Raw genomic sequence first — 22,347 nt, 5'->3', positions numbered from 1 at the left:
CACCCCGTGGGACGCGAATTCACGAATGATGCTGTGCACCCAGTAATTTCGGCTGTTCGGCGATGACATACTCGCGGATGGCCGTCACGATGGCGGCGACCTCGGGGCGCCGGCGGGTCTCCGGACGGGTGACGAGCCAGTAGGTCAGCCGCACCGCGACCCGTTCCGGGAGCACCCGCACCAGATCCGGGTGCAGATCCGCCATGAAACACGGCAGCAGCCCGATACCGGCCGCCGCGCGTGTGGCCTCCACATGCACGAAAACATTGGTGGAGGTGATGGATTCGCGCATGGCCACCGCGAAACTGGAGGCCAGGTCGAGATCGTCCACCTGCAGCATGGAATCGATGAAGTAGACCAGCGGATGCGCGGCCAGCTCCGCGATGGTGGCGGGGCTGCCGTTGCGCGCCAGGTACTCGCGTGACGCGTACAGCCCGAGGGTGTAGTCGCCCAGCGCTATCGCCTCGGCGCGGCGCACCTGCGGTTTGCCCACCACCACTTCGATATCCACGCTGGAGCGCTGGATCGAGGCGCGCCGGGTGGCGGTGATGATCTCCACGGTGACCTTGGGATGGTCGCGCTGTACGCGGGCAATGGCGGGGGTAGCGAGATAGGCGCTGAAGCCGTCGGTGGCCGACATGCGCACCACGCCCTCCAGCAGTCGCGAGCCATCGGCCGCGGAAGTGATTGTGCGGACCGCGTTCTCGACGGCCTCGGCGGCGGTGAAGGCCTCCCGGCCGAGGTCGGTGAGTTCCCAGCCGCCCGCGACGCGGGTGAGCACCCGCCCGCCGAGCGCGTGTTCCAGGGTGGCGATGCGCCGGGAGATGGTGGTGTGGTTGATGCCCAGCTCATCGGCGGCGGCGATGTAGCGGCCGGTCCGGCCAACCGCCAGCAGTACGAGCAGGTCGTCCGGATTGGGCCGGGGAGTGGCGGGGGTCACGCTCATCTGTGCATATTTGCAGATACCCGCTGCGAATCTGGGCATTGCGGACAATCTTTCGTGCACGAATACTCCTGACCATTCATTTATGTGGGCCACATCACAAATGAGGGGATGTGGCCCGAAGCGTGAGGAGTGCGCGATGAGCGTTCGCGATCCCGAACCGGCCCCGCCGCTGGCCGGACTGCGGCGGGTGGTGGCCGCCTCGATGGCCGGCACCGTGGTCGAGTGGTACGAATTCTTCCTCTACGGCACCGCGGCCACCCTGGTGTTCAACAAGGTCTTCTTCGCCAAGGGCACCAGCGATCTGGACGCCATCCTGGCCGCGTTCATCACCTACGCGGTCGGCTTCGCGGCGCGGCCGCTGGGCGGAATCGTGTTCGGGCACTTCGGAGATCGCTACGGCCGCAAGAAGCTGCTGCAGCTGAGCCTGATCCTGGTCGGCATCTCGACCTTCCTGATGGGCTGCCTGCCCACTTTCGGGCAGGTCGGGTACTGGGCTCCGGTCCTGCTCGTGGTGATGCGCTTCATCCAGGGCTTCGCCGTCGGCGGCGAATGGGGTGGCGCGGTACTGCTTGTGGCGGAACACAGTCCGATCCGCAGCCGGGCGTTCTGGGCGTCCTGGCCACAGGCCGCGGTGCCGGTGGGCAATCTGCTCGCCACCGTCGTCCTGCTGGTGCTGACCTCGACGCTGCCGGACGCGGCCTTCCTGTCCTGGGGCTGGCGGGTGTCCTTCTGGTTGTCCGCGGTGGTGGTGCTGATCGGCTACTACGTGCGGACCAAGATCACCGACGCGCCGATCTTCCTGGCCGCGCAACAGCAGGCCGAGCGGGAGAAGGTGGCGTCCTTCAGCGCGCTGGAGGTGCTGAAGCGGTATCCGCGTGGCGTTTTCACCGCCATGGGCCTGCGCTTCGGCGAGAACATCATGTACTACCTGGTGGTCACGTTCAGCATCACCTACCTGAAAGTGCATGTGGGAGCGAACACCACCGAGATCCTGTGGTGGCTGCTCGCGGCGCACGCCGTGCATTTCCTGGTGATTCCGCAGGTGGGACGGCTCAGTGACCGGTTCGGGCGGCGGCCCATCTACCTGATCGGCGCGATCGCCACGGCCACCTGGGGCTTCTTCGCCTTCCCCATGATGGATTCCGGGCACTACGGGATCATTCTGGCCGCCATCATCATCGGGCTGGTGTTCCACGCGTTCATGTATGCCGCGCAGCCGGCCATCATGGCCGAGATGTTCCCGACCCGCATGCGGTATTCCGGTGTGTCCCTGGGCTATCAGGTGACCTCGCTGGTGGCCGGTTCGCTGGCGCCCATCATCGCGGTGCGGCTGCTGGAGACCTACAAGTCCTCGGTGCCCATCGCCTGGTACCTGGCGATCGCGGCCGTCATTACCGCGATCTCGGTAGTGCTGGCCCGCGAGACCAAGGGCACCGATCTGGCGGCCGTGGACGCGGCCGATGCGGAAAGTACTCTGGCCAGGGAGAGCGCCGCGGGCGCGAAGAGCTCCGGCGCGCATCCCGATATCGATCCGAAGGCGGTGACAGCGTGACCTTTCCAGCGAGCGCGTCCGGCGATCTGGCCGGGCGCACCGCCCTGGTGACCGGCGGGGCGAGCGGAATCGGCGCGGCCTGCGCGCGGGAACTGGCCGCGCGCGGCGCCCGGGTGACGGTGGCCGATATCGACGGCGCCGCCGCCAAGCAGGTGGCCACCGAAATCGACGGTCGCGCCTGGGAAGTCGATCTGCTCGCCGTGGGTGAGCTGGAGGAACTCCGCCTGGAGACCGACATCCTGATCAACAACGCCGGTGTGCAGAATGTCAGCCCCCTCGTGGATTTCTCGCCCGCACAGTTCCGGAAACTCCTCGCCCTCATGGTGGAAGCCCCGTTCCTGCTGATCCGCGCTGCCCTCCCGCACATGTACGAACAGGGCCACGGCCGGATCATCAACATCTCCTCCGTCCACGGCCTCCGGGCTTCCGCCTTCAAATCCGCCTACGTCACCGCCAAACACGCACTCGAAGGCCTGTCCAAAGTGACCGCCCTGGAAGGCGGCCCCTACGGTGTAACCAGCAACTGCGTCAACCCCGCCTACGTCCGAACACCCCTGGTGGACAAGCAGATCGCCGACCAGGCCCGCACCCACGGCATCCCCGAAACGGAAGTGGTGGAACAGATCATGCTCACCGAGAGCGCCATCAAACGCCTCGTCGAACCCGAGGAAGTGGCCTCACTCGTCGGCTGGCTGGCCTCCGACATGGCAGGCATGGTCACCGGCGCCTCCTACACCATGGACGGCGGCTGGACCGCCCGCTGACCTAGCCGGTTGGGAGGTTGTCGGTTTCGCTATCTGCACCGCTGAGGGTGATGCGCATGTAGGTGTTGCCGAACGGGTCGACCTTGTCGAGGGTGACCGTCACGGGGTCGAGTTTGTAATTGCCTGCCGAGCAACTCGGTTGGCAGCTGTTGAGATGGACTGTCCCGGTGCCGACGGCCGAGTCCTGGTCCCATTTGGTCCAGCTCAGGCCGTCGATCCAGATATCGGCGTTGGTGCCGCAGTGCAGTGCCGAGATCGTCACGGGCCGGATCTCAGGTGTGCCCTCGCACTTCGCGACGACCGTCGGGGTGGTGACCACCTGCGCAGGGAGTGCGGTGGTCGTTGTCGTGGCCGAGGTGCTGGGTGGGGGCGTACTCGACGGACGCGTATCGGGCGCGCTGGATGTGGCAGGTGTCGCGGAAAGGGCTGTCGTGGCGTGGTTTCCGGACTCGCGCACGAGCAAGAAGGTGGTCAGCGACACCACGCCGGCGAGACCGGCTGCGGCTGCGGCGATTCCCCAGCGTCGCAACGGGTGCGGACGTTCTTGCCGAGGAGGGGCTGGCGGCAACTGGGCCCACGTTGGGCGTGGCGGCATTGGAACCGGCGGGCGGACAAAAGCTCCCGGTTGGGTTGTGGTGAGCGCCCGTAGTGCGTCCTCGGCCATGGCGGCGCAGTTCGGGTAGCGGTCCTGTGGGCGCTTGGCGAGGGATTTGGCGATGACGGCGTCGAGTCCGGCGGGCAGGGTGGGGCGTAGCGTGCTCGGGCGGGGTGGCGGTGCGGTCAGGTGGGCGGCCATGATGGCGGCTTGGTCGCGGGCAGGGAAAGGGGTTCTGCCGGTGAGCATTTGGAAGAGGGTGCAGCCGAGGGAGTAGATGTCCGAGCGGTGGTCGGCGATATCGCCGGAGAATCGTTCCGGGGCGGTGTAGGCGAAGCTCGCGAGGAAACCCGAGGCGGTGATGGTGGCGTCGGAGGTGCGGGCGATGCCGAAATCGGCGACCAGTGCGCGCTCGTGAGCGCCATCGGATTCGAGCAGGAGGTTCGCGGGTTTCACGTCCCGGTGCACGATGCCGTGGGCGTGTGCGTGCTGGAGTCCGGCGGCGGCGTCGGTGAGCAATCGCACTGCCCGGGTGGGGTCGAGTGGGCCCTCGCGGTCGAGCAGGCTCGAAACGTCGCCGCCGGCAATGTATTTCATCGAGACCCAGAGCGTGTCGCCTTCGGCGCCGCGGTCGTAGACGGGGACGATGTTCGGGTGGTCCAGTGCGGTGATGAGTTCGATTTCGCGTTCGAAGCGGCTGCGGACGCCTGCGTCGCCGGCCTTCGATTCGGTTAATACCTTCAAGGCCACGGATCGATTCAGGCGTGGATGTCGGGCCAGATAGACCACACCCATCCCGCCCGCGCCGAGTTTCCGTTCGATCGTATGGCCCGCGAAATTCGCCCCCGCCCCCAACTGCACCCGCCCATGGTAGAGCCGGGGCGCCCGATTGGTGAGATAACAAAGCGGTAACAGTACCGAGTGGTCACTCGGTAAACTGGGTAGGGCGATGGCACACTCGAGCCAGCCGTACAAGGCCGTACGAAGAAGGGATCGTCGATGAGTCAGGCCCCGATCACGCCCATCACGCTGCACGGTGGCGCGGGAAAACTCGCCGCCTGGGAGGTCCTGCCACCCGCGGGCGTGGACACCCTCGGTACCGTCGTGCTGGTGCCGGGCTTCACCGGTTCCAAGGAAGACTTCGAGGCGCTGTTGCCCTTGCTGGCCGCCGCGGGGTACCGGGCCGTGGCCTACGACCAGCGCGGACAGTGGCAGTCCGAAGGGCCCGACGATATCTCCGGGTACACCATGCCGGACTTCGTCGGCGATCTGCATCTGGTCGTCGACCAGGTGTCGCCCGCGGCGCCGATTCATCTGATCGGGCATTCCTTCGGCGGGTACGTCTCCCGCGTCGCGGTGATCGAGCGACCCGCGCGTTTCCGTAGCTTCACCCTGCTGGCCTCGGGGCCGTCCTCGGTCGAGGACATCAACTTCCCGCCGCCGGCCATGGTCGCGCAGGTGGTGGAAGCCGGTGGGCAGGAGGCGATCTGGCAGCAGATGGCCACCGCGCTGGCCGGTGCCGGACTGCCGGCGGAGAAGCTGGAGTTCCTGCACAACCGCATCGTGCAGACCAAGAAAGCCAATATCCTCGGCATCCTGAAGACGATGGAAGTGCCTCCGGTCAAGGACCCCGCCGCCTTACGTGATGCGGGGGTGCCGATTCTCGTCGCCTACGGCGATACCGGCGACCTGTGGCCGCCGTCGGTACATGAGGCCTTCGCCGCGCAGCTGAACGCCCGCACGGCCGTATTCCACGGTGTCGGGCATCTGCCGAACGAGGAAGTGCCCGAACAGGTTTCCGCCGATCTGGTCGACTTCTGGAAGGAACAGGCATGAGCAATACCATCGACGAACTGCTCGCCGGGCTGGACCTGCCGGCGAAGATCGAACTCATCTCCGGCGCGAACTTCTTCCGCTTCGCCGGCGACCCGAGCATCGGCCTGGCCGAGATGCCGGTCTCGGACGGCCCGTCCGGCGTGCGCGGCGAACAGTGGGACGAACGCGACCCATCGGTGAGCCTGCCCTCCGGTACGGCCCTGGCCGCCACCTGGGATCGCGAGCTGCTCACCGAGATCGGCGCGCTCATCGCCGCCGAAGCGCGGCGCAAGGACGTGTACGCGGTGCTCGGCCCCACCATCAACCTGCACCGATCCCCGCTCGGCGGACGGCATTTCGAATGCTTCTCCGAGGATCCCCTGCTCACCGCCGAGATCGCCGCCGCCTACGTGCGGTCGGTGCAGGCGCACGGGGTCAGCGCGTGCCCGAAGCACTACGTGGCCAACGACTCCGAGACCGAACGCTTCACCGCCGACGTCATCGCCTCCGAACGCACCCTGCGCGAGCTGTACCTGTACCCGTTCGAGCGCTCGGTGCAGGCGGGCGCCTGGATGATCATGGCCGCCTACAACTCGGTCAACGGCGTCACCATGACCGAGAACGACCTGCTCGACGAACCGCTCAAGGGCGAGTGGGGTTTCGACGGCGTCGTCGTCTCCGACTGGACCGCGGTGCGCTCCACGCTCGGCGCGGCCAAGGGCAACGACCTGGCCATGCCCGGCCCGTGGGAGGCATGGGGCAAGCCGCTCGAAGAAGCGGTGCGCGCGGGCCAGGTGCCCGAATCCGCCATCGACGAGAAGGTCCGGCGCATCCTGCGCTTCGCCGAGCGGGTCGGCGCCCTGAACGGAACCCCGCGGCAGGCACCGGCTTTCACCGATGCCGCCGCCCAGCAGCTGGTGCGCACGGCCGCCGCCAAGGCCATGGTGCTGGCATCCAATGACGGCACGCTGCCGTTGAACAAGCCCGCCGGCGTCGCCCTGCTCGGATCCGCCGCTGCCGAACCGCGTTTCATGGGCGGCGGCAGTGCCACGGTGATCCCCTCGCACACCACCTCGCCGCTGGAAGGACTCTCGCAGGCGCTGCCGGTGGTCTACACACCCGGCGTGCACCTCAGCGAGAACATGCTGCCGGTCCCGCTGGACCTGATCACCGATCCCGAAACCGGCACCCCCGGCCTCGATCTGCGCTACCTCGACGGTGACACCCTGCTCGATCAGGAGCATCGCACCGCGGGCGCGCTCATGCTCTTCGGGAATGCGAATGCGCTGCGGGCCAAGACCATCGAACTGCGGGGCCGGCTGCGCGCCGACGTCGCGGGGGAGTGGCGGATCGGCTTCGCGGGCGTGGGCACGCTGAGCCTGACACTCGACGGCGAGCAGGTGCTCGAGGAGAACGTGGTGCCCGCGGGCGCCGATCCGGTGGAGATGCTGCTGAATCCGCCGCAGCGCTCCGTCACCCGCACCCTGGCCGCAGGTCAGGAAGTGGACATGCTGGTGCGCATGGTGCCGGGTGGCGGATTCCCCGCCATGGGCATCACCTGCGCCGTCGGCCGCCCGCGGCGTTCGGCGGACGAGGAGTTCGCCGCCGCGGTCGAATTGGCGCGCACCTCCGAGGTGGCCGTGGTCGTGGTCGGCACCACCGAGCAGATCGAATCCGAGGGCTTCGACCGCACCACGCTGCGCCTGCCCGGCCGCCAGGACGAACTGGTCGCCGCCGTGGCCGCGGTGAACCCGCGCACCGTCGTGGTGGTGAATTCCGGTTCGCCGGTGGAGATGCCGTGGCGCGACGACGTCGCCGCGGTGCTGCTGACCTGGTTCCCCGGACAGGAGTTCGGCGCGGCGCTGGCCGATGTGCTCACCGGCGCCGCCGAACCCGGCGGCCGGCTGCCCACCACCTGGCCCAGGACCATCGACGAGGTGCCGGTGCTGAACACCAAGCCCGCCGCCGACAATGCGCTGCCCTACGAGGAGGGCATTCACATCGGTTACCGGGCGTGGCTGAAATCCGGTGTGGCTCCGGCGTATCCGTTCGGGCACGGCCTCGGCTACACCAGCTGGGAGCTCGCCGACCTGAAGGTGTCGGGCCGCACCGCCACGGTGTCCGTCCGCAATACCGGCGCCCGCCCCGGCCGTCAGGTGGTGCAGGCGTACCTGTCCCGCTCGGTCAGCACGGTCGATCGGCCGGTGCGCTGGCTCTCCGGTTTCGCCGCGGTCGAGGCCGCGCCCGGTGAAACCGTCACCGCCACCATCGAACTGCCGCAGCGCTCCTTCGAACACTGGACCGACCAGGGCTGGACCGTCGAACCCGGCGCCTTCACCCTGCACATCGGTACCTCGGTCACCGATCTGCCGCTGACCGCCGACATCGGCTGATCGGTTCTCCGGCAACGGATTCCGCCCGGCAACGCCTACCCGCCGGGCGGAATCCGTGCTGCACAGGGCCGCGAGCCACACCCCTCCGGGCTCGCGGCCCTGCGCTTCTCTCTTCGCACACCTTGGACTACCTGTGGCTCATAGGCTGTGGTCCCCATCCGTACCGTCCGTCGACATCGAATAGCCCCTGACCACGTTGCGCGAAATTATTTGTGCGACTACCAAACTGACTCAGGTGGCTGGTACATGGCTGATTCGCCGTCGACTCCACATGACGCGTTCTTCAGACATGTCCTGGCTCGGGCCGCCGATGCGGCAAGTGAATTGCGATCGGTCTTGCCTCCTGCCCTGATTGCCCGCGTGGACTGGGACGACCTGAGACTGCAACCCTGCAATTTCGTATCCCAGACTCTGCGATCGCGCTTCAGCGATGTACTCTTCGCAACCCGCCTGGACGGGCATGACGCGTTCGTTTATGTGCTGATCGAACATCAGAGCAAACCTGATCCGATGATGCCGCTGAGGATGTTGGAGTATCTGGTGGCCATCTGGAACCGATACCTGGACCAGCATCCCAACACCCGCACTCTTCCGGCGGTAATCCCGCTCGTCGTGCATGCCAGTCCACACGGCCGCCGTTGGAAGTACCCGACGGAATTCGGCGAACTCATCGACATAGATTCGGCCACCCGCACTGCCATGGCCGACTTCCTGCCTCGGTTTCGCTTTCTGCTGGACGACCTGACTGTTGTCGATTTGACTGCACTCCGTCAGCGAAAGCTGACACCCGCAGCGAGGATTATGCTGGTGCTGCTGAAATGCGCGCCTGGCAACCCACATCTCGGCGGGGTTTTGATGCTGTTGCTGGAGGACCTTCGCGTGATGCTGGCCGCACCAGGTGGCACCGCTGACCTGGAGTCTGTCGTGACGTACATTCTTACTGTCAGCGAAACGAGCGCCGTCGACCTGGGGCCTGTCATCGATCGGCTCGGTCCCTCAGCACAGGAGGCTACCGTGACTGCCGCAGAACAACTCCGCGCCGAAGGCCGCGCCCAGGTGCTGATCGAACAGTTGTCGCTGAAGTTCGGTTCGGTACCTGACCAGATTGTCGAGAAGGTTCATCAGGGCGATCCGGCAGAGTTGCGGATGTGGACGGCTCGGATCCTTACGGCGAGTAGCTCGCAGGAAGTGTTCGAGCCGTAGCCACTGGGCGATGGTCATTTTCGCTTATCGGGTGGCGGTGGCGTGGCCGATGATGACATTGCCGAACGAGTTGCGGGCGTAGACATGCACGATGTTGTCCTCGCTGTGCGAGTCGGCCGCTGCCAGCTGGTTGTAGACCGCGCCATTGGGGGTGTTGCTCTCCAACCGCGCGATGCTGCCGGGGTGGATGCCGACCTCCAGTTCGCCGACCGAGGTCTGCAGCTGCAGAACGCCGCGGACGGCCTCACCGATACGGATATTGCCCTTGGCGGTCTTGGCGGTCACCGAACCCTGCGGCTGCTCGACGACGATGTCGCCGGCGGAGACCTTCAGCTCGCAATCGCCCAGGGGACCGGCGCCCACGACGCGTCCCATGCCGGCGGTGGCGTGCAGCCGGGAACCGGTAGGCACTTCGATGGTCACCTCGATCGTGGGGTTGCCGCCGAAGGGGGCGTGGGTACGCCAGGACTTGGGGGTCCGCACGGTCAGGGTGTTGTCGCCGAAATCGACCTGGGTGTGTTCGGCGGCGCGGACATCGGCGGTCTTGGCGGCATCGCCCGGGCGGATGTGCACGATGGTGTCGGTGCGGTCGGAGGCGATGACGGTGACGTCGGCCGACAGCACGTCGACGGTCAGGGCGATCGGGTTCGGGGTAGCGAATGCGGTCATGACGCTCAGTCCTTTAGTGTGTGAAACGGATTCTCTGTGTGTGAACCTGTTCTGCTGTTCACGTGATTACTGTCGCCGCCCACGCTGATATGGACCTGACGCCGTCCTGACACACCCGCTGACGAATCGGAGAGTGACATGCGCGTACGGATTGTGCTGCCGATCTTGGCCGCAGTGGTGGTGGCGGCCTGCGGCAGCTCCGGTGATACGTCGCCGTCGAAGGTGGAGACGCCCGGGACGCTGATCTCGAAGCGGGCCTTGGCGAATCTCGATCCGAGCCTGACCGCGGCCGCCGCGTCGGCCACCTACATTCGCTACGAGTCGACCTCACCGGCCGGGAAACCGATCGAGGTGTCGGGCGCGGTGTTCCTGCCGAAGGGGGACGCCCCCGCCGGGGGCTGGCCGGTGATCGCCCTGGCGCACGGCACCGCCGGTGTCGTCAGTGCTTGCGCGCCTACGAATTCGCCGACCTTGTTCGGGTCCGCTCCCACGGTGGAGCAGTTGCTGGCGGGCCATCGGGCCGTGGTGATGACCAACTATCAAGGGCTCGACGGGCCGGGTGACGCGCCCTATCTGGATTCGCCGTCATCGGGATACGACGTGCTGAACTCGGTGCGCGCGGCGCGAGCGAGCGGGATGCCGCTGGGGTCCGACACGGTGCTCGTCGGTGTCTCCCAAGGCGGCCGGGCCGCGGAATCGGCCGCAGAGACCGCGAAAGCGTATGCGCCCGAGCTGAATATCCGCGGCGTGCTCCTGCTGTCCCCGGCGCTGGAACTCCAATTCGTCGAACCGGTACAAACCGGCACGCTCAATGCGCCGGATCAGTACCTGGTCCTGCCCTATCTCGTCGAGGCGGTGCGCTACGGCGATCCCGGCTACCGCTACGACCAGGTGCTGCACGGCGATCTACTCGCCGCCGCACCGCGTCTGGAGTCCCAGTGCACCGGGCAGATGACACCCGCCGATCTCGAACTCGGCAAGGCCGCCACCCCGAACGAGGTGCGTTTCGCCGATGACGCGGCCGCGAAGCCGTTCTCCGACTTCCAATCCCGCACCAACCTGCCGAAGGTGGCGACCACGCTGCCCACCTACATCGTCCGCGGGGACGCCGACCTGCTGGTGAGCACCGCATGGTCGAATACGGCGATCGCCAAGATGTGCGAGCTCGGCACCCAGGTCCACGATCTGGTGGTCCCCGGCGGGCACGAGGCCCCGGGCGCTGTGGCGGACCAGTGGATGACCTGGATCGGCTACTTGTTCGCCGGCGCCCCTTTCACATCGACGTGCCCGAAGTGATATCGGGGACACCCGGTTCGGTACTGAGCGTGATGGTGGTCCAGCCGCCCACGTGAATACGGTCGCCATCCTGCAGTGGGACAGGCGTTTTGGCGGGTATCGGCGTCGGGCTGTCGTTGATGCAGGTGCCATTGGTCGAGCCGAGGTCGGTGATGGTGGCCTTGGCGCCGTCCAGGTGCAGGATGGCGTGGGAGCGGGAGACTGCCAGATCCGCGGGCGCGATGGAGAGGTCGATCTCGGGGTCGACGCCCTGGGACAGACTCCGTTTGCCGATCAGGATATTGGGCGCGCGCAGCGGAATTCGGCGTTCGGGGTAGAAGGCCGGGAACTCGACGCGACCGATATCAGGGCCCTGCTGGGCGAGCATGCGGCCGTATTGGGAGCGGTCGGCGCGGATGGTGGCGACCCAGATCGCCGTGGGCTGCGCCGCCGTCTCGCGGGGCGGCGCGGGCTGATCCGCCTGGGTCTCCGGCATGGCCGCGGTCGGCGCGGTGGCCCAGCGCGGTGGCGGGGGCAGCGCGGAGTCGTGGCCGCAGCCCTCGCAGAAGCGATCCTCGACCGGGGCGCCACACATCGGGCAGACAATGAGTTGCGTTGCAGCGGAACCATTTCCGTCGGTAATGGGCTCCCCGCACGTATCGCAGTAGTCCGCGGCGCGGGACAGGTGGCCTTCAGGACAGGTCGGCATTACGAGTCGCCTTTCCCTCGGTCTTCGGGGCGCACGCGCGCCGTCTTGCTGGAGCGCACATTGAGCGCGATCTCGTCGGAGGGATCCACGTGCGCGCGCAGCCGGACGGTACCGGCCTCGTCTACGTCGACGACGCCGCGCAGCAGTTTGGCGGTGTTGTCATTGCCGGATTCCTGCGCGAGATGCATTGCGCGCTGGAGCTTCTGGGTGGCGGTGGCATTGTCGCCGGCCTTGCGCGCGGCCAGCCCCTCCTGCACGACCTGGGCGAGCTCGGCCTGCCCGGTGTAGTGCGCGACGCCGCGGCTGATCGGCGCGGACAGATCGGTATCGGTGGTCCACTCCGCCTTCACCAGTCCTTGCGCCAGCGGATCGGCGTCGGTGAACACGCTGATCCGCGCGGCGAGTTTCTTGCCGCCGGGTGCGAGCGGATCGATATCGATCTTGATGTGGTAGTCGCGTTCGTCGACACCCCAGGCGCCGAGCGGATATTCGCCGATCTGCGGCGCGGTCTCCACGCGCCGGGTGGTCAGATTCTCGATGGCCGGCGCGACCTGCTTGAGGAACACGATCCGGGCCCCGACGGGCGTCCACACCCGCAGCTTGAGCTCCGGAATGGTCTTCTCCATCGAGGATTCCATCATTGCCGCGAAATCCTTGGCCAGCAGATCGGCCGTCTTCACGATGTCCACGGTGCCATGCAGGGCCGAGGCGATGGCCCGGAGTTCCTCGGGCTCCCAGTCGCTTCCGACGCCGCGGCAGTCGCAGGTGAACAGGCCCTCGGAGGCGCGGATCTCCTCGGCCAGCCGCGCGGCGGTCTCGTGCTCGTTCTTGCCGTCGGTGAGCAGGATGGCGTGCACCATGGCGTCGGGATGCTTCTGCGCGATCATCCGCGACACACCGAGCCAGGTGCCGATGGCGGTGCCGCCGTCGGGCTTCAGCTTGTCCAGGGCCCGGCGCGCCGCCGCGCGCGACTCGCGGTTCGCCACCGCCGAGGGGCCCTGCGTCGGGTACACCACGGTCGCGGTGTCGGTGCCCTTCACAATGGCGAAATGGGTGCCGTCGGGCATGACGTCGAGGGCGGCCAGGGTGGCGGTGCGGGCATTGGGGAACTTCTCCCGGCCGCCCATGGATCCGGAGCAGTCGATGATGAGGATCTCCACCCGCTGCTGCGGTGGCGCGGCCACCGCGAGCGCGTCGGAGGTCTGCACGGTCACGACCGCGTCCATGGTGCGGGTGCCCTCGGCCAGAAACTCGTTCTGGTCGACGTCGACCGAAACACCGTTTTCTGCAGGGGAATTCACGTTTCGTCTCCTGTGTGTTCGGAGCTGAGTACGGGTACGAGGGCGGCGGTGATGTTGTCCCGCCCACCCGCCTGCAGCGCATGCTCGACCAGCGCCCGCCCGGCGGGCTGCACCGGCAGCGCGGTGGCGATGCGGGCCAGGGCGGCCGCCTCCGGCAGGTAGTTCCACAGGCCGTCGGTGCACAGCAGCAGGACGCCCGGTTCCCGGGTCGCCAAGGTGCGCAGGCAGTTCGGGGACCATTTGTGTTCGCTGTCCGCGCCCAGCCAGCGGGTCAGCACATGGGCGTGCGGGCCGTCCATGGCGGTCTCCGGATCCAGCACGCCATTGTCGACCATATCCTGTGCCAGGGAATCGTCGACGGTGAGCCGGTGCGAGGCGCCCGGCTCGGTCTGCAGCCAATATGCCCGGCTGTCACCGACATTCGCGATGGTGATGCGGGTGCCGTCCGGGCCGGGCTGCACGATGGCCGACACATAGGTGCACGAGGGCGCGCGGCCGTCGGGGGAGCCGACCGCGATCACCGCGTCCGCCGCCGCGTTCAGACCGGCCATCACCGAGTCCTCGGCGGAACGCTGCTCGGCCAGGGCTTCCAGGCAGGCGTCGATGCCCGCGCGCACCGCCGCGCCCGAGGCGGCCTGCGGGTCCTCGGAGGTGGAGACGCCGTCGCAGACCGCGATGACCACCGTCGCGGTGGAATCCGGTGTGTCACAGGGGACCACGGCGGCGGCGACCGCGTCCTCGTTGCGGGCGTGCGCCACGCCGCGATCGGTGATCACGAAGACCGGGCCCAGCCCGGCTTCGAAGCGATCCAGTTCCGGTGGCTGCTGCCCGCAGGAGGCGCAGTAGCCGTCGGTGTCGAATTCGCTCTCGCCGCAGCCCGAGCAGACCGTCGTCGTCTCGGCCTCGGCCACCGCCGACAGCGCGCCGGAGACATCGGCGACCGGCACGGTGGTCGCCTCGGGCGTGGACGGATGGAATTCGCTGGGCGGCAGGGCGACCGTCATGCGCCAGAGCTCGTGCCCGCACGCCTCACAGAAGCGGTCGCTCTGCGCGGCCAGCGCGCCGCAGGCCTGGCAGCGGGGGATCACAGCGTGGTCCTGGGGCGGACATCGTTCGCCTGCTCCACGAGCGCGATCCGCTCCCAGAAGTCGTCCGTCTCGTGCGCGAGTTCGCGATAGCAGCGTTCCAAACCGGTTCTGATCCCTCGCTGGTCGAGTGTGACGCCCAGGAGCGGGGCGCGGTCGGCGGGTATACGGCCCAGGCGCAGCCACACCAGCGCCGCCTCGAACACCCGCATGCGGGCTTGCGCGGCACGGCGTCTGGAGTCGAGGCGCAGGCGCTCCACCCGCGTTCCGGACTCGCGGAGCAGCGTTTCGGTGAGATCACCCGGGACCGGCACGGAAAGCAGCGTATCGATGGCCGCGATGCCCGCCGCGGTGTGGACGACCGAAGCCGGATCCACCTGATCCAGCACGGTGATCGCGTCGGCGCGCCGATCGTCCTGGCGGCGCAGGCGGGCCAGTCCGAAAGCGGCGCTGGTGAACGCGCGATCGGTACGCCACACCATGTCGTAATAGCGTGCCGCGTCCTGGCGGGCGCCGTCCGGGGCCTCCGCGTCGGCGGCCGTGTAGTCCGCGGTGACGGCGAGGGCCAGCTTGGGGGCGGGTTCGCCGGGGAGGGCGGTGTAGAGGGCGTCGAACTCGGATTGTGCGGCCGCCCAGTCTCGTTGCAGCAAGGCGGCCTGGCCGCGGTACCAGGTGAGCCGCCAGTCGTCGGCGAGCGGGGTCTGTTCGGCCTCGCGCAGGCGGGTGAGTGCGTCGGCGGCCTGGCCGAATTCGAGGGCGGCGCGAATCAGGCGCAGGGGGATCTCGGCCGATTCGGCCTCACCGGTGACCACCGACCGCTGCCCGGCCGCGAGTTCTCGCTCGAGGTCCTCCGGCGTGACCGCGCTGGTGGAGGCCAGCAGTGCGGCGCCGGTATCGGTCGGGTCCACCAGCGGGAACGGCAGGGCGCCGATGATTTCCAGTGGATCGGGCAGGGTTTCGTCGATGCCGAAGACCGCGCGCGGCGGGCCGAACCGGGTGGACAGGCCCGGCCGGGGGCGGCCGTCCTCGGTGGCGAGCACCTCGCGCAGGACGCCGGTGAGCTGATCGATCATCTCGGCCACCGAGCCGAAGCGGCGGTTCGGATCGGCGTCGGTGGCGCGCAACAGGAATCGGTACAGCGAATCGTGGCGTTGCAGCAGCGGCTCGGTGGCCGGTTCGGGCATAGGCCCGAAATGCCCGTTCACACTGGGCATTTTCATGATCAGCACCGCCAGCGTGCGGCCCACGGTGTACACCTCGGAGGCGATGGTGGGCCCGGTCGCGCCGACCTCGGGGGCCTGATAGCCGGGCGTCCCGTAGAGCGCGCTGTCGCGATCCTCCAGGCTGATGACCGCGCCCAGGTCGATGAGTTTGACCTGCTCCTCGATCTGCATCACGTTGTCGGGCTTGAAATCACAGTAGGCCAGATTGCGATCGTGCAGATATTGCAGCGCGGGCAGCATCTCCAGGATGTAGGCGATGGCCTGCGCGGGCGGCAGATACTGCCCCTCGACATCGCGGTGCTGCCGCAGCAGCTGTTTCAGCGACGTGCCACCGACGTACGCCATGACGATGTAGCCGACCGGCGCCCCGTCCGGGCCCACATCCTCGACGAAGTTGAAGATCTGCACGATATTCGGATGGTCGACCTGCGCCAGGAAGCGCTTCTCGGCCACCGCCGCCCGCATGGCATCCGCGTCACCGGTATTGAGCAGGCCCTTGAGCACCACCGGCCGATCGTTGACACGATGATCCAGCGCCAGATAGATCCAGCCCAGCCCGCCGTGCGCCACCGGCCCGAGCACCTCGTACTGCCCGCCGACCAGATCCCCGCGAACCAGCTTGGGCGTGAACGAGAATCGCGTCCCGCAGTGCGCGCAGAACCCGTCCGCGCGCCCGGTCTGCCCGGCGCGGCTGCGCCCGACCGGCCGCTCGCACTTTCCGCAATACCGCTGCTGCTCCGGCACTTCCGGATTCGCCATGACCGCCGCGGACGGGTCGATGGGCGTCACCCGCGGGACGTTCACCATGCCCGCGCCCAGCCGGCCGCGCGTCGCCCCGGAGCTCGACCGACCGGTCCGCACGGAGCGCACCGACCGCCCGGACACGGCCCCGGACCCCGACGACGGCCGGCTCGTTGTGCCGCCACTGATTTCGGTCGTCGCCCGGGCGGAGGAAGTCGCGGGCGCGGTACCGCACACCGCGCAATACCCGTCCTCGATGGTCCCGCCGCATCCGGGCTCCGCGCAGACCGAAGGTGTATTGCCGGGCCCCGCAGCCGAAGTCGCCGCGCCGCCTGTCGCTGCGCCGCCTGTCGGCGGCGCGCCGTGGGCCGGGGTCGCCGCACTGCCGGATGACGTGGGTGTGGCAACGGCCGGGGCGGGCGCGGTCCCGCAGACGGTGCAGTAGCCGTCTTCGATGGTTCCGGTGCAGCCGGGTTCGGTGCAGGTCATGTTCGCCTCCCCGTTTTCTGCGCGATGAGCTGGCGATAATCGGTAATGGCACGGGTGACGGCGGCGAGGTCGCACGGACGGCGGGTGAGGAGTCCGGCGGCTATGCGGCCGGAGGCCTGGATATCGCGGTCCTCGCCGAGACCGAGGCGGGCGGCCTTGGCACGGTAGCCGGTGAGGCGGCCGCTCAGTTCCGCGCGGCGATCGAGCAGGCCCTGGGCGAGGCGTTCGTTGCGGCCGGCGGCATCGAGGGCCTCGGTGAGGCGGCGGCGTAGTTCCCACAGGGCATCGGGGGCGGGCGGGTTGGCTTCCAGCGCGGTCAATTCGGCGCTGAAGACCGTGCTGTCGTCGGTGTGGCGCGGCAGGGGCGCGGCGAGGATGGTGCGTTCCACCTCGGCGCGCGCGTGCTCAGCACGGTCACTGGTCTTGCGCAGCGCCTCGACGAGGGTGCGCATGCGCGCGACGGCGCCCGGCCAATCCGCCGCCATGGCGGTCAGTTCCGCGCGCACCGCGGCGGCATCGCGCATACGTGCGGACAGATCGCCGATGCGATGGTCGAGATCCGCGGGCGTGAGCGAGAGCGGATCGATGACGGCCAGCCGGGACAGCTCGGCGATATCGCCTGCCAGACTGCGCAGTTCGGGCACACCGACGCCGACCCGGTCCAGTTCGGTCTGCAGCGGCGCGAGATCGGACATCACCCGCGAGTTCACCGCGTCCACCGCATCGAGCACGGCCACCACCTGAGGGAAGGTCACCCGCATACGATCCAGCAGTTCGGCGATGCCGATGCGGCTCACCTCCTCGCGCGGGCCCAGCAGCGACCGCTGCGCCATCGGAATCGTATTGCGCGACACCTCGAGTGGATTCCCCCGCAGCAGCCTGGTCAACTCTTCCCGATCCAGCGCATCGTGCCGCCGCCGGGCGCGCGCCGTCTGCACTTGCTCCAGAATCGTGCCCAGCCGCCCGTAGTCCTCCCACATCGCGTGCAGTCCGGCCTCGGCCACCGTCCACCGCTCGGCGGTGATCCCGCTCGGCGGGACGCGCCGCAGCATCACGAGCCCGGGGTGCTTGTCCAGTTCGACCAAGGTGGCTCCGGCGGTGGCGGTTTCACGTTCCCGCTCGGCGAGCTCGCGATCGATTTCGGCAATGCTGAGAATGTGCCCGGTGTGCTCGCTCATGTCCGCTCACTCGCGATAACGCGGGGCGGGAGGCGCGGGCGCCGGTCCGAGCACGCTGAGCCGGGAGTTGTAGATGCGCTGCCAGGTGCCGTCCGTGCGGATCCGATCGAGCACCCCGTTCACGAACTGCACCATGTCGGTCGCCTGCTTCTGCACGCCGACGCCGTAGTAATCGGGCGCCATCGGGCCGCCGACCACCTGAAGATTCGGATCCTGCGCCGCCAGCCCGTAGAGGGTCGGCAGATCGGTGCTGACCGCGTCGATCTGCCCCTGTTGCATTGCCGACAGACAGTCGAGCCAGTTCGCCATGCCGATCACCTTGGGTCGCTGGGGGAGTGCGAACACCGCATCCAGTGTGGTCGCTCCCAGCAGCCCGCAGACCGTTTTTCCGGCCAGGTCGGCCGCGGAGTTTATGCCGGACCCCTTGGTCGCGAGAATGCGCTGATCGGTGGTGAAGTAGACGGTGGAGAACTCGATGTCCTGGCGCCGGGCGCAAGTGGGGGTGAACGCGTCCACCACGATGTCGACCTCGTTGTTCTTCAACGCGTCGATGCGGTGCGCGGACTGGATGGGATGCAGTTCGATCTTGTCCGGACTGCCGAAGATATCGCGCGCGATCTCCCGCGCGATATCGATGTCGAAGCCCTCGATCTGCCCGGTCGCCGGATTGCGGTAGGCGAAGAGGAATTCGTTCTGATCGACGCCCACGCGCAGGTTCCCGCGCGCGGCGATGGCGGCCATGGTCGAACCCGCCGGCATGTCGTTCGGCTGCGGCTGCGTCCCGGGCCGGATGCTGGCGGTGGGATCACAGGAGGTGTCGGAGCGCTGCGGGGCCACCGAGGCGAGCGTCTGCGCGCCCGGCGGCAGCGCGGTCTCCGGCGGCAGATGCAGCGCGGCCGAATCGGGCGCGTGGGCTGAGCACGAGGCCGCCAGCACGGCCGCCATGGCCACCAGCAGCATGCGGAACCGGGTTCTCACAGGAACTCCTTCAACCGCGGCCAGAGACCCGCGCCGACCGCGCCGCCCGCCGCGAACAGCAGCACGAGCGTGCCCCACGGACTGAGCAGCAGGGCATTGCCCGCATCGTTCACGCCGTCGCGCACCTGCTGCCGGGTGTGCTGCAGGTCCTGCTGGAGTGCGGTGTCCAGGGCGGTGAAGAGCGTCGCCGAGGATGCGGGATCACCGCCGATGGCCTGTGTCACCGCACCGCGGTAGTCATTGCTCAGATAGGCGGCGACTTCGATGTGGTGTCCGTCCTGCCATTTCGAGAATGCCTTCGCCGCATCGGAATCCGTGCCGGTGGCGGACTGTAGCTGCGCCCGCAACTGACTGCTGGTCGCGTTGAACCGGTCCTCGCTGGCGTTGATGTCGCCGCGGGTGATGAGCTGCAGGGTCTCCTCGGTACGCGCCTGCTGCGCGAGAATCCGTACCCGCGAGAGGGTTTCGAAGCGCGCCGTCGCGCCGCCCGAGCCGTCGTCGACAGCGGCGGTGGCCGCGAGGGTGGTCGCGCCGATCCAGAGCAGGGCCAGCACCGCCGCGCCGGCGGCGGCCAGCACGCCGGGATTGATCCACCGGTTGGTGCGCCGCAGCAGCAGCCAGGAGCCGTACCCGCAGGCGGCCAGCAGCAGCACCAGCGCCACTACGCTCCACAGCGGCACCGCGGAGATGGTCTCCTGATCGTCGTGCAGCTGCCCGAAGCGCGTGTTCTCCAGTGCCTCCGCGTTTTTCAGCAGCGACCCCTGCATGAGGGTCGACGCCTGGCGCAGGTAGGCGGAACCCACCGGCAGGTTCTGGCGGTTGTTGGCGCGGGCGGCCTCGACCAGTCCGGTGTAGGTGGGTAGTTCCGCGGAGATCTGGGCGAGCACCAGCCGGGTGCCGCTGTCGGTCGCGCCCGCGGTCGCCTCCGCGAGGGCGCCCGCGGCGTCGGCGAGCGCCTGCTCGTAACGCCCGTGTACCACAGGGGATTCGACGCCGCCGGACAGGAAGGCGGTGGACGCGGCCGCGTCGGCGGAGGACAGCGCGACATAGAGGCGCTGGGCCGCGTCGGCGAGCGGTTCGGTGTGCGCCAGGACGGTGTCGCGGCGAGAGATCTTGGTGTTCAACTGGTTCACGCACAGCAGACCGGAGACGAGCGCCAGGATCACCAGCACGGCCCCCACCGCGGTGATGACGCCCGGCGCGGTGCGCGCGAAACGCCTCGCCCATACCGCCGCGTTGCGGATGGTCGCCGGTAGACGACTCCTCACTCCGTTCCCCCGATCGAACCGTGTAGCTCCCCGTACGAAGATCGTACGGGAGCGCGGGCCGATGTGTCGATCGTGTTTCCAACCGGTCGGAATTGTCTGGCGAATCTGACATTTCGAATGTTCACACACCTGTGACCGGACCGTGAAATCCAGATTTAACCACAGGTAATCACCGGGAAACCTACTGGCTCAACACTTGGTTCACCGTATGTGACGCTAGACACCATATGTCACAACAAATTTAGTGCTGGAAGCGGGTCTGGTGCCTGCCGGCTTCCACGGTGAGGTAGCGCTGAAACATGTCACCGTATCCCGATTGGCTGAACCCTGGCGACAATGCCTGGCAGTTGGTAGCCGCAACACTTGTCGGTCTCATGAGCATTCCGGGTATCGCCGTACTGTACGGCGGTATCGTGCAACGGAAATGGGCCGTCAACACCATGCTCATGGCATTCACCGGATTTTCGCTGGTCCTGGTGGTGTGGGTGCTCTGTGGATTCAAGATGGGGTTCGGCGAACCCATCCATCTGGGACCAGGAATTCTGCGGGCCGCAATCGGCAAACCGCACACCATCCTGGGCTCCAATAATCAAGAGCAGGCATTGATCCCGTTGCTCGACGGAGCCATGCCGAAATTCCGGTTCTCGGAGACGACACTGGCATACTTCCAGTTCGTCTTCGCGGCCATCACGCCATTGTTGTTCCTGGGCAGTGTCATCGGCCGCATCAGTTTCAAGGTGTGGTTGATCTTCGTCCCGCTGTGGTCGATCCTGGCATATTCCGTGAACGCATTTTTGCTGTGGGGTGGCGGCTGGTGGTCGCAGATGGGAGCCCTGGACTACTCCGGTGGTTACGTCATCCACTTGGCGGCGGGCACTACCGGATTCGTGGCGGCGGCCATCATCGGCCCACGCCTCGCCCGGGACCGGGAACGCGCGGTCCCGAACAACCTGCCCATGGCGGCGGTCGGCGCCGGCATCCTGTGGCTGGGCTGGAACGGTTTCAACGGTGGCGACCCGTACTTCTCGGGTTCGGACGCCTCGCTGGCCGTCATCAATACCAACCTCTGCACCGCGGTCGCCCTGCTGACCTGGGTCATCTGGGACATGCTGGCCGGCCCGGCCAAGCGGCCCAACTTCCTGGGCGCGGTCAACGGCATGATCGTCGGCCTGGTCGCCATCACGCCGGCGGCGGGCTTCGTGAACAGCTTCGGCGCGTTGGTGATCGGCGCCATCGCCTCCAGCCTGGTGTGGCTGTCCTGGAACAAGCTGGGCCGCACCCGGCTGTTCAAGAAGGTCGACGACACCCTGGGCGTGGTGCACACGCACGGTGTGGCCGGTCTGCTCGGCGGTCTGCTGGTCGGCGTGTTCGCGGATCCGAATATCAAGGTCTACATGGGCACCGGCGGAAATCCGGACGTCACCTACGGCGGCTGGTTCTACGGACACAATCCGAAGCTTTTGCTGTGGCAGCTCGGCGCAGCGGCTACCGTGATCGTGTGGGACGCTCTCGTAACCTTCGTGATCCTGAAGGTTCTGAGCCTGTTCATGAAACTCCGGATACCGGACGAGGCACTCGAGGTCGGCGACATCGCGGTGCACGAGGAAGAAGCGTATCCGGACGACGCACTGGTGGCCTCGGCGCGATCGTCGCTCGTGACAGCCTCGGCAGCACGGCAATTGGAGCCGGAGACGTTGCAACCGGAGATGCCGGTCAAGGAATCCTGATGTCGGCGCCGCTGCAATTGGGCGGCACGATCGGCTACTACAGCATGGACCCGGGCGGCGGCGCGGACGCGAAACTCATCACTCTCGTGGTGCCGCCCGGTCTGTTCGACGAGATCAAGCGCGCGCTCGGCACCTTCGGGGTACGGCGCATGGTGGTTTCACAGGTCTACCGCGTGGACGACCGTGACAATCGCGTCGAGAGCTACCGCGGGCGGCGCTACGAGAGTGACGTATCGTCCGGCCTGCGAATCGAATTACTCGCCCGCACCGAGGATGTCGACGATCTGGTCCGCCTGATCGAACGCATCGGCGCGAACCATCGCGCACCCAATATCCAGATCTGGATGATCGACGCCAGGAGGCTGTAGCCACTCCGGGCGCATCCTCGGAAACTCGATTGCCGCCGCGTGGCACCCTTCGGGTGGTCTTGGACCGG

General features: G+C 67.7%; 18 protein-coding genes. 8 read left to right on the top strand and 10 right to left on the bottom strand.

All coding sequences use genetic code 11. The features are described from left to right. Positions 1–19 precede the first annotated feature (19 nt). On the bottom strand, positions 20–946 hold the full coding sequence (locus ACH438_RS32555) for a LysR family transcriptional regulator (RefSeq protein ID WP_397012245.1): 927 nt from the start codon (positions 944–946) through the stop codon (positions 20–22). Between the two features lie 136 nt (positions 947–1,082). Here ACH438_RS32555 and ACH438_RS32550 point away from each other — a divergent pair, with 136 nt between their 5' ends. Then, entirely contained in the window at positions 1,083–2,498 is a 1,416-nt protein-coding gene (locus ACH438_RS32550; RefSeq protein ID WP_397012243.1) for an MFS transporter, read from the top strand. Further along, positions 2,495–3,262, top strand: coding sequence for a 3-hydroxybutyrate dehydrogenase (locus tag ACH438_RS32545; RefSeq protein ID WP_397012241.1), 768 nt, complete (start codon positions 2,495–2,497; stop codon positions 3,260–3,262). Before ACH438_RS32550 ends, ACH438_RS32545 begins: the two co-directional genes overlap by 4 nt. Position 3,263: 1 nt before the next feature. Here ACH438_RS32545 and ACH438_RS32540 read toward each other — a convergent pair whose 3' ends face one another. Beyond that, positions 3,264–4,718 (bottom strand): serine/threonine-protein kinase, encoded by a 1,455-nt coding sequence (locus tag ACH438_RS32540; RefSeq protein ID WP_397012239.1) that lies wholly within the window; start codon positions 4,716–4,718, stop codon positions 3,264–3,266. A 138-nt stretch (positions 4,719–4,856) separates the two neighbouring features. On the opposite strand from ACH438_RS32540, the gene ACH438_RS32535 reads away from it, so the two are divergent. From ACH438_RS32535 to ACH438_RS32525, 3 genes are all read left to right on the top strand, one after another. Beyond that, positions 4,857–5,693, top strand: coding sequence for an alpha/beta fold hydrolase (locus tag ACH438_RS32535; protein WP_397012237.1), 837 nt, complete (start codon positions 4,857–4,859; stop codon positions 5,691–5,693). After that, positions 5,690–8,065, top strand: coding sequence for a beta-glucosidase (locus ACH438_RS32530; protein ID WP_397012234.1), 2,376 nt, complete (start codon positions 5,690–5,692; stop codon positions 8,063–8,065). Before ACH438_RS32535 ends, ACH438_RS32530 begins: the two co-directional genes overlap by 4 nt. A gap of 246 nt (positions 8,066–8,311) precedes the next feature. Continuing rightward, positions 8,312–9,268, top strand: a complete 957-nt coding sequence (locus tag ACH438_RS32525; protein ID WP_397012232.1) for an Rpn family recombination-promoting nuclease/putative transposase — start codon at positions 8,312–8,314, stop codon at positions 9,266–9,268. 24 nt (positions 9,269–9,292) lie between these two features. Here ACH438_RS32525 and ACH438_RS32520 read toward each other — a convergent pair whose 3' ends face one another. Further along, positions 9,293–9,937: a DUF4097 family beta strand repeat-containing protein gene (locus tag ACH438_RS32520; protein WP_397012230.1), complete on the bottom strand. Its 645-nt coding sequence runs from the start codon at positions 9,935–9,937 to the stop codon at positions 9,293–9,295. Between the two features lie 138 nt (positions 9,938–10,075). On the opposite strand from ACH438_RS32520, the gene ACH438_RS32515 reads away from it, so the two are divergent. Then, entirely contained in the window at positions 10,076–11,233 is a 1,158-nt protein-coding gene (locus ACH438_RS32515) for a lipase family protein (protein ID WP_397012228.1), read from the top strand. On the opposite strand, the gene ACH438_RS32510 is transcribed toward ACH438_RS32515, so the two are convergent. The 7 genes from ACH438_RS32510 to ACH438_RS32480 all read right to left on the bottom strand — a co-directional run bounded on the left by ACH438_RS32510 (position 11,211) and on the right by ACH438_RS32480 (position 20,184). Continuing rightward, the gene (locus tag ACH438_RS32510; protein ID WP_397012226.1) at positions 11,211–11,807 is read right to left on the bottom strand and encodes an FHA domain-containing protein; all 597 of its coding nucleotides are present in this window, start codon (positions 11,805–11,807) and stop codon (positions 11,211–11,213) included. The two genes, ACH438_RS32515 and ACH438_RS32510, sit on opposite strands and share 23 nt — an antisense overlap. Positions 11,808–11,920: 113 nt before the next feature. Further along, the gene (locus ACH438_RS32505; protein WP_397012224.1) at positions 11,921–13,222 is read right to left on the bottom strand and encodes a VWA domain-containing protein; all 1,302 of its coding nucleotides are present in this window, start codon (positions 13,220–13,222) and stop codon (positions 11,921–11,923) included. Next, positions 13,219–14,310, bottom strand: coding sequence for a PP2C family protein-serine/threonine phosphatase (locus ACH438_RS32500; RefSeq protein ID WP_397012222.1), 1,092 nt, complete (start codon positions 14,308–14,310; stop codon positions 13,219–13,221). Before ACH438_RS32500 ends, ACH438_RS32505 begins: the two co-directional genes overlap by 4 nt. Beyond that, on the bottom strand, positions 14,307–16,760 hold the full coding sequence (locus tag ACH438_RS32495; RefSeq protein WP_397012220.1) for a tetratricopeptide repeat protein: 2,454 nt from the start codon (positions 16,758–16,760) through the stop codon (positions 14,307–14,309). The genes ACH438_RS32500 and ACH438_RS32495 overlap by 4 nt, the downstream gene beginning before the upstream one ends. Beyond that, positions 16,757–17,938, bottom strand: a complete 1,182-nt coding sequence (locus tag ACH438_RS32490) for a hypothetical protein (RefSeq protein WP_397012218.1) — start codon at positions 17,936–17,938, stop codon at positions 16,757–16,759. Before ACH438_RS32490 ends, ACH438_RS32495 begins: the two co-directional genes overlap by 4 nt. Positions 17,939–17,944: 6 nt before the next feature. Further along, complete coding sequence (locus ACH438_RS32485; protein WP_397012216.1) at positions 17,945–18,916, bottom strand: glutamate ABC transporter substrate-binding protein; 972 nt, start codon at positions 18,914–18,916, stop codon at positions 17,945–17,947. Continuing rightward, positions 18,913–20,184 (bottom strand): hypothetical protein, encoded by a 1,272-nt coding sequence (locus ACH438_RS32480; RefSeq protein WP_397012214.1) that lies wholly within the window; start codon positions 20,182–20,184, stop codon positions 18,913–18,915. The genes ACH438_RS32485 and ACH438_RS32480 overlap by 4 nt, the downstream gene beginning before the upstream one ends. Before the next feature lie 299 nt (positions 20,185–20,483). Here ACH438_RS32480 and ACH438_RS32475 point away from each other — a divergent pair, with 299 nt between their 5' ends. Both ACH438_RS32475 and ACH438_RS32470 read left to right on the top strand, forming a co-directional pair. Beyond that, on the top strand, positions 20,484–21,911 hold the full coding sequence (locus ACH438_RS32475) for an ammonium transporter (protein ID WP_397012212.1): 1,428 nt from the start codon (positions 20,484–20,486) through the stop codon (positions 21,909–21,911). Then, positions 21,911–22,279 carry a P-II family nitrogen regulator gene (locus tag ACH438_RS32470; RefSeq protein ID WP_397012210.1) on the top strand — a complete coding sequence of 123 codons (369 nt, stop codon included), beginning with the start codon at positions 21,911–21,913 and terminating at the stop codon, positions 22,277–22,279. Before ACH438_RS32475 ends, ACH438_RS32470 begins: the two co-directional genes overlap by 1 nt. Positions 22,280–22,347: the final 68 nt, after the last annotated feature.

Source organism: Nocardia sp. NPDC020380, assembly GCF_044386975.1.
In the GTDB taxonomy this organism is placed as follows: domain Bacteria; phylum Actinomycetota; class Actinomycetes; order Mycobacteriales; family Mycobacteriaceae; genus Nocardia.
Note: the sequence above shows the minus strand (reverse complement) of the source record. Positions and strands in the feature narration are given on the sequence as shown.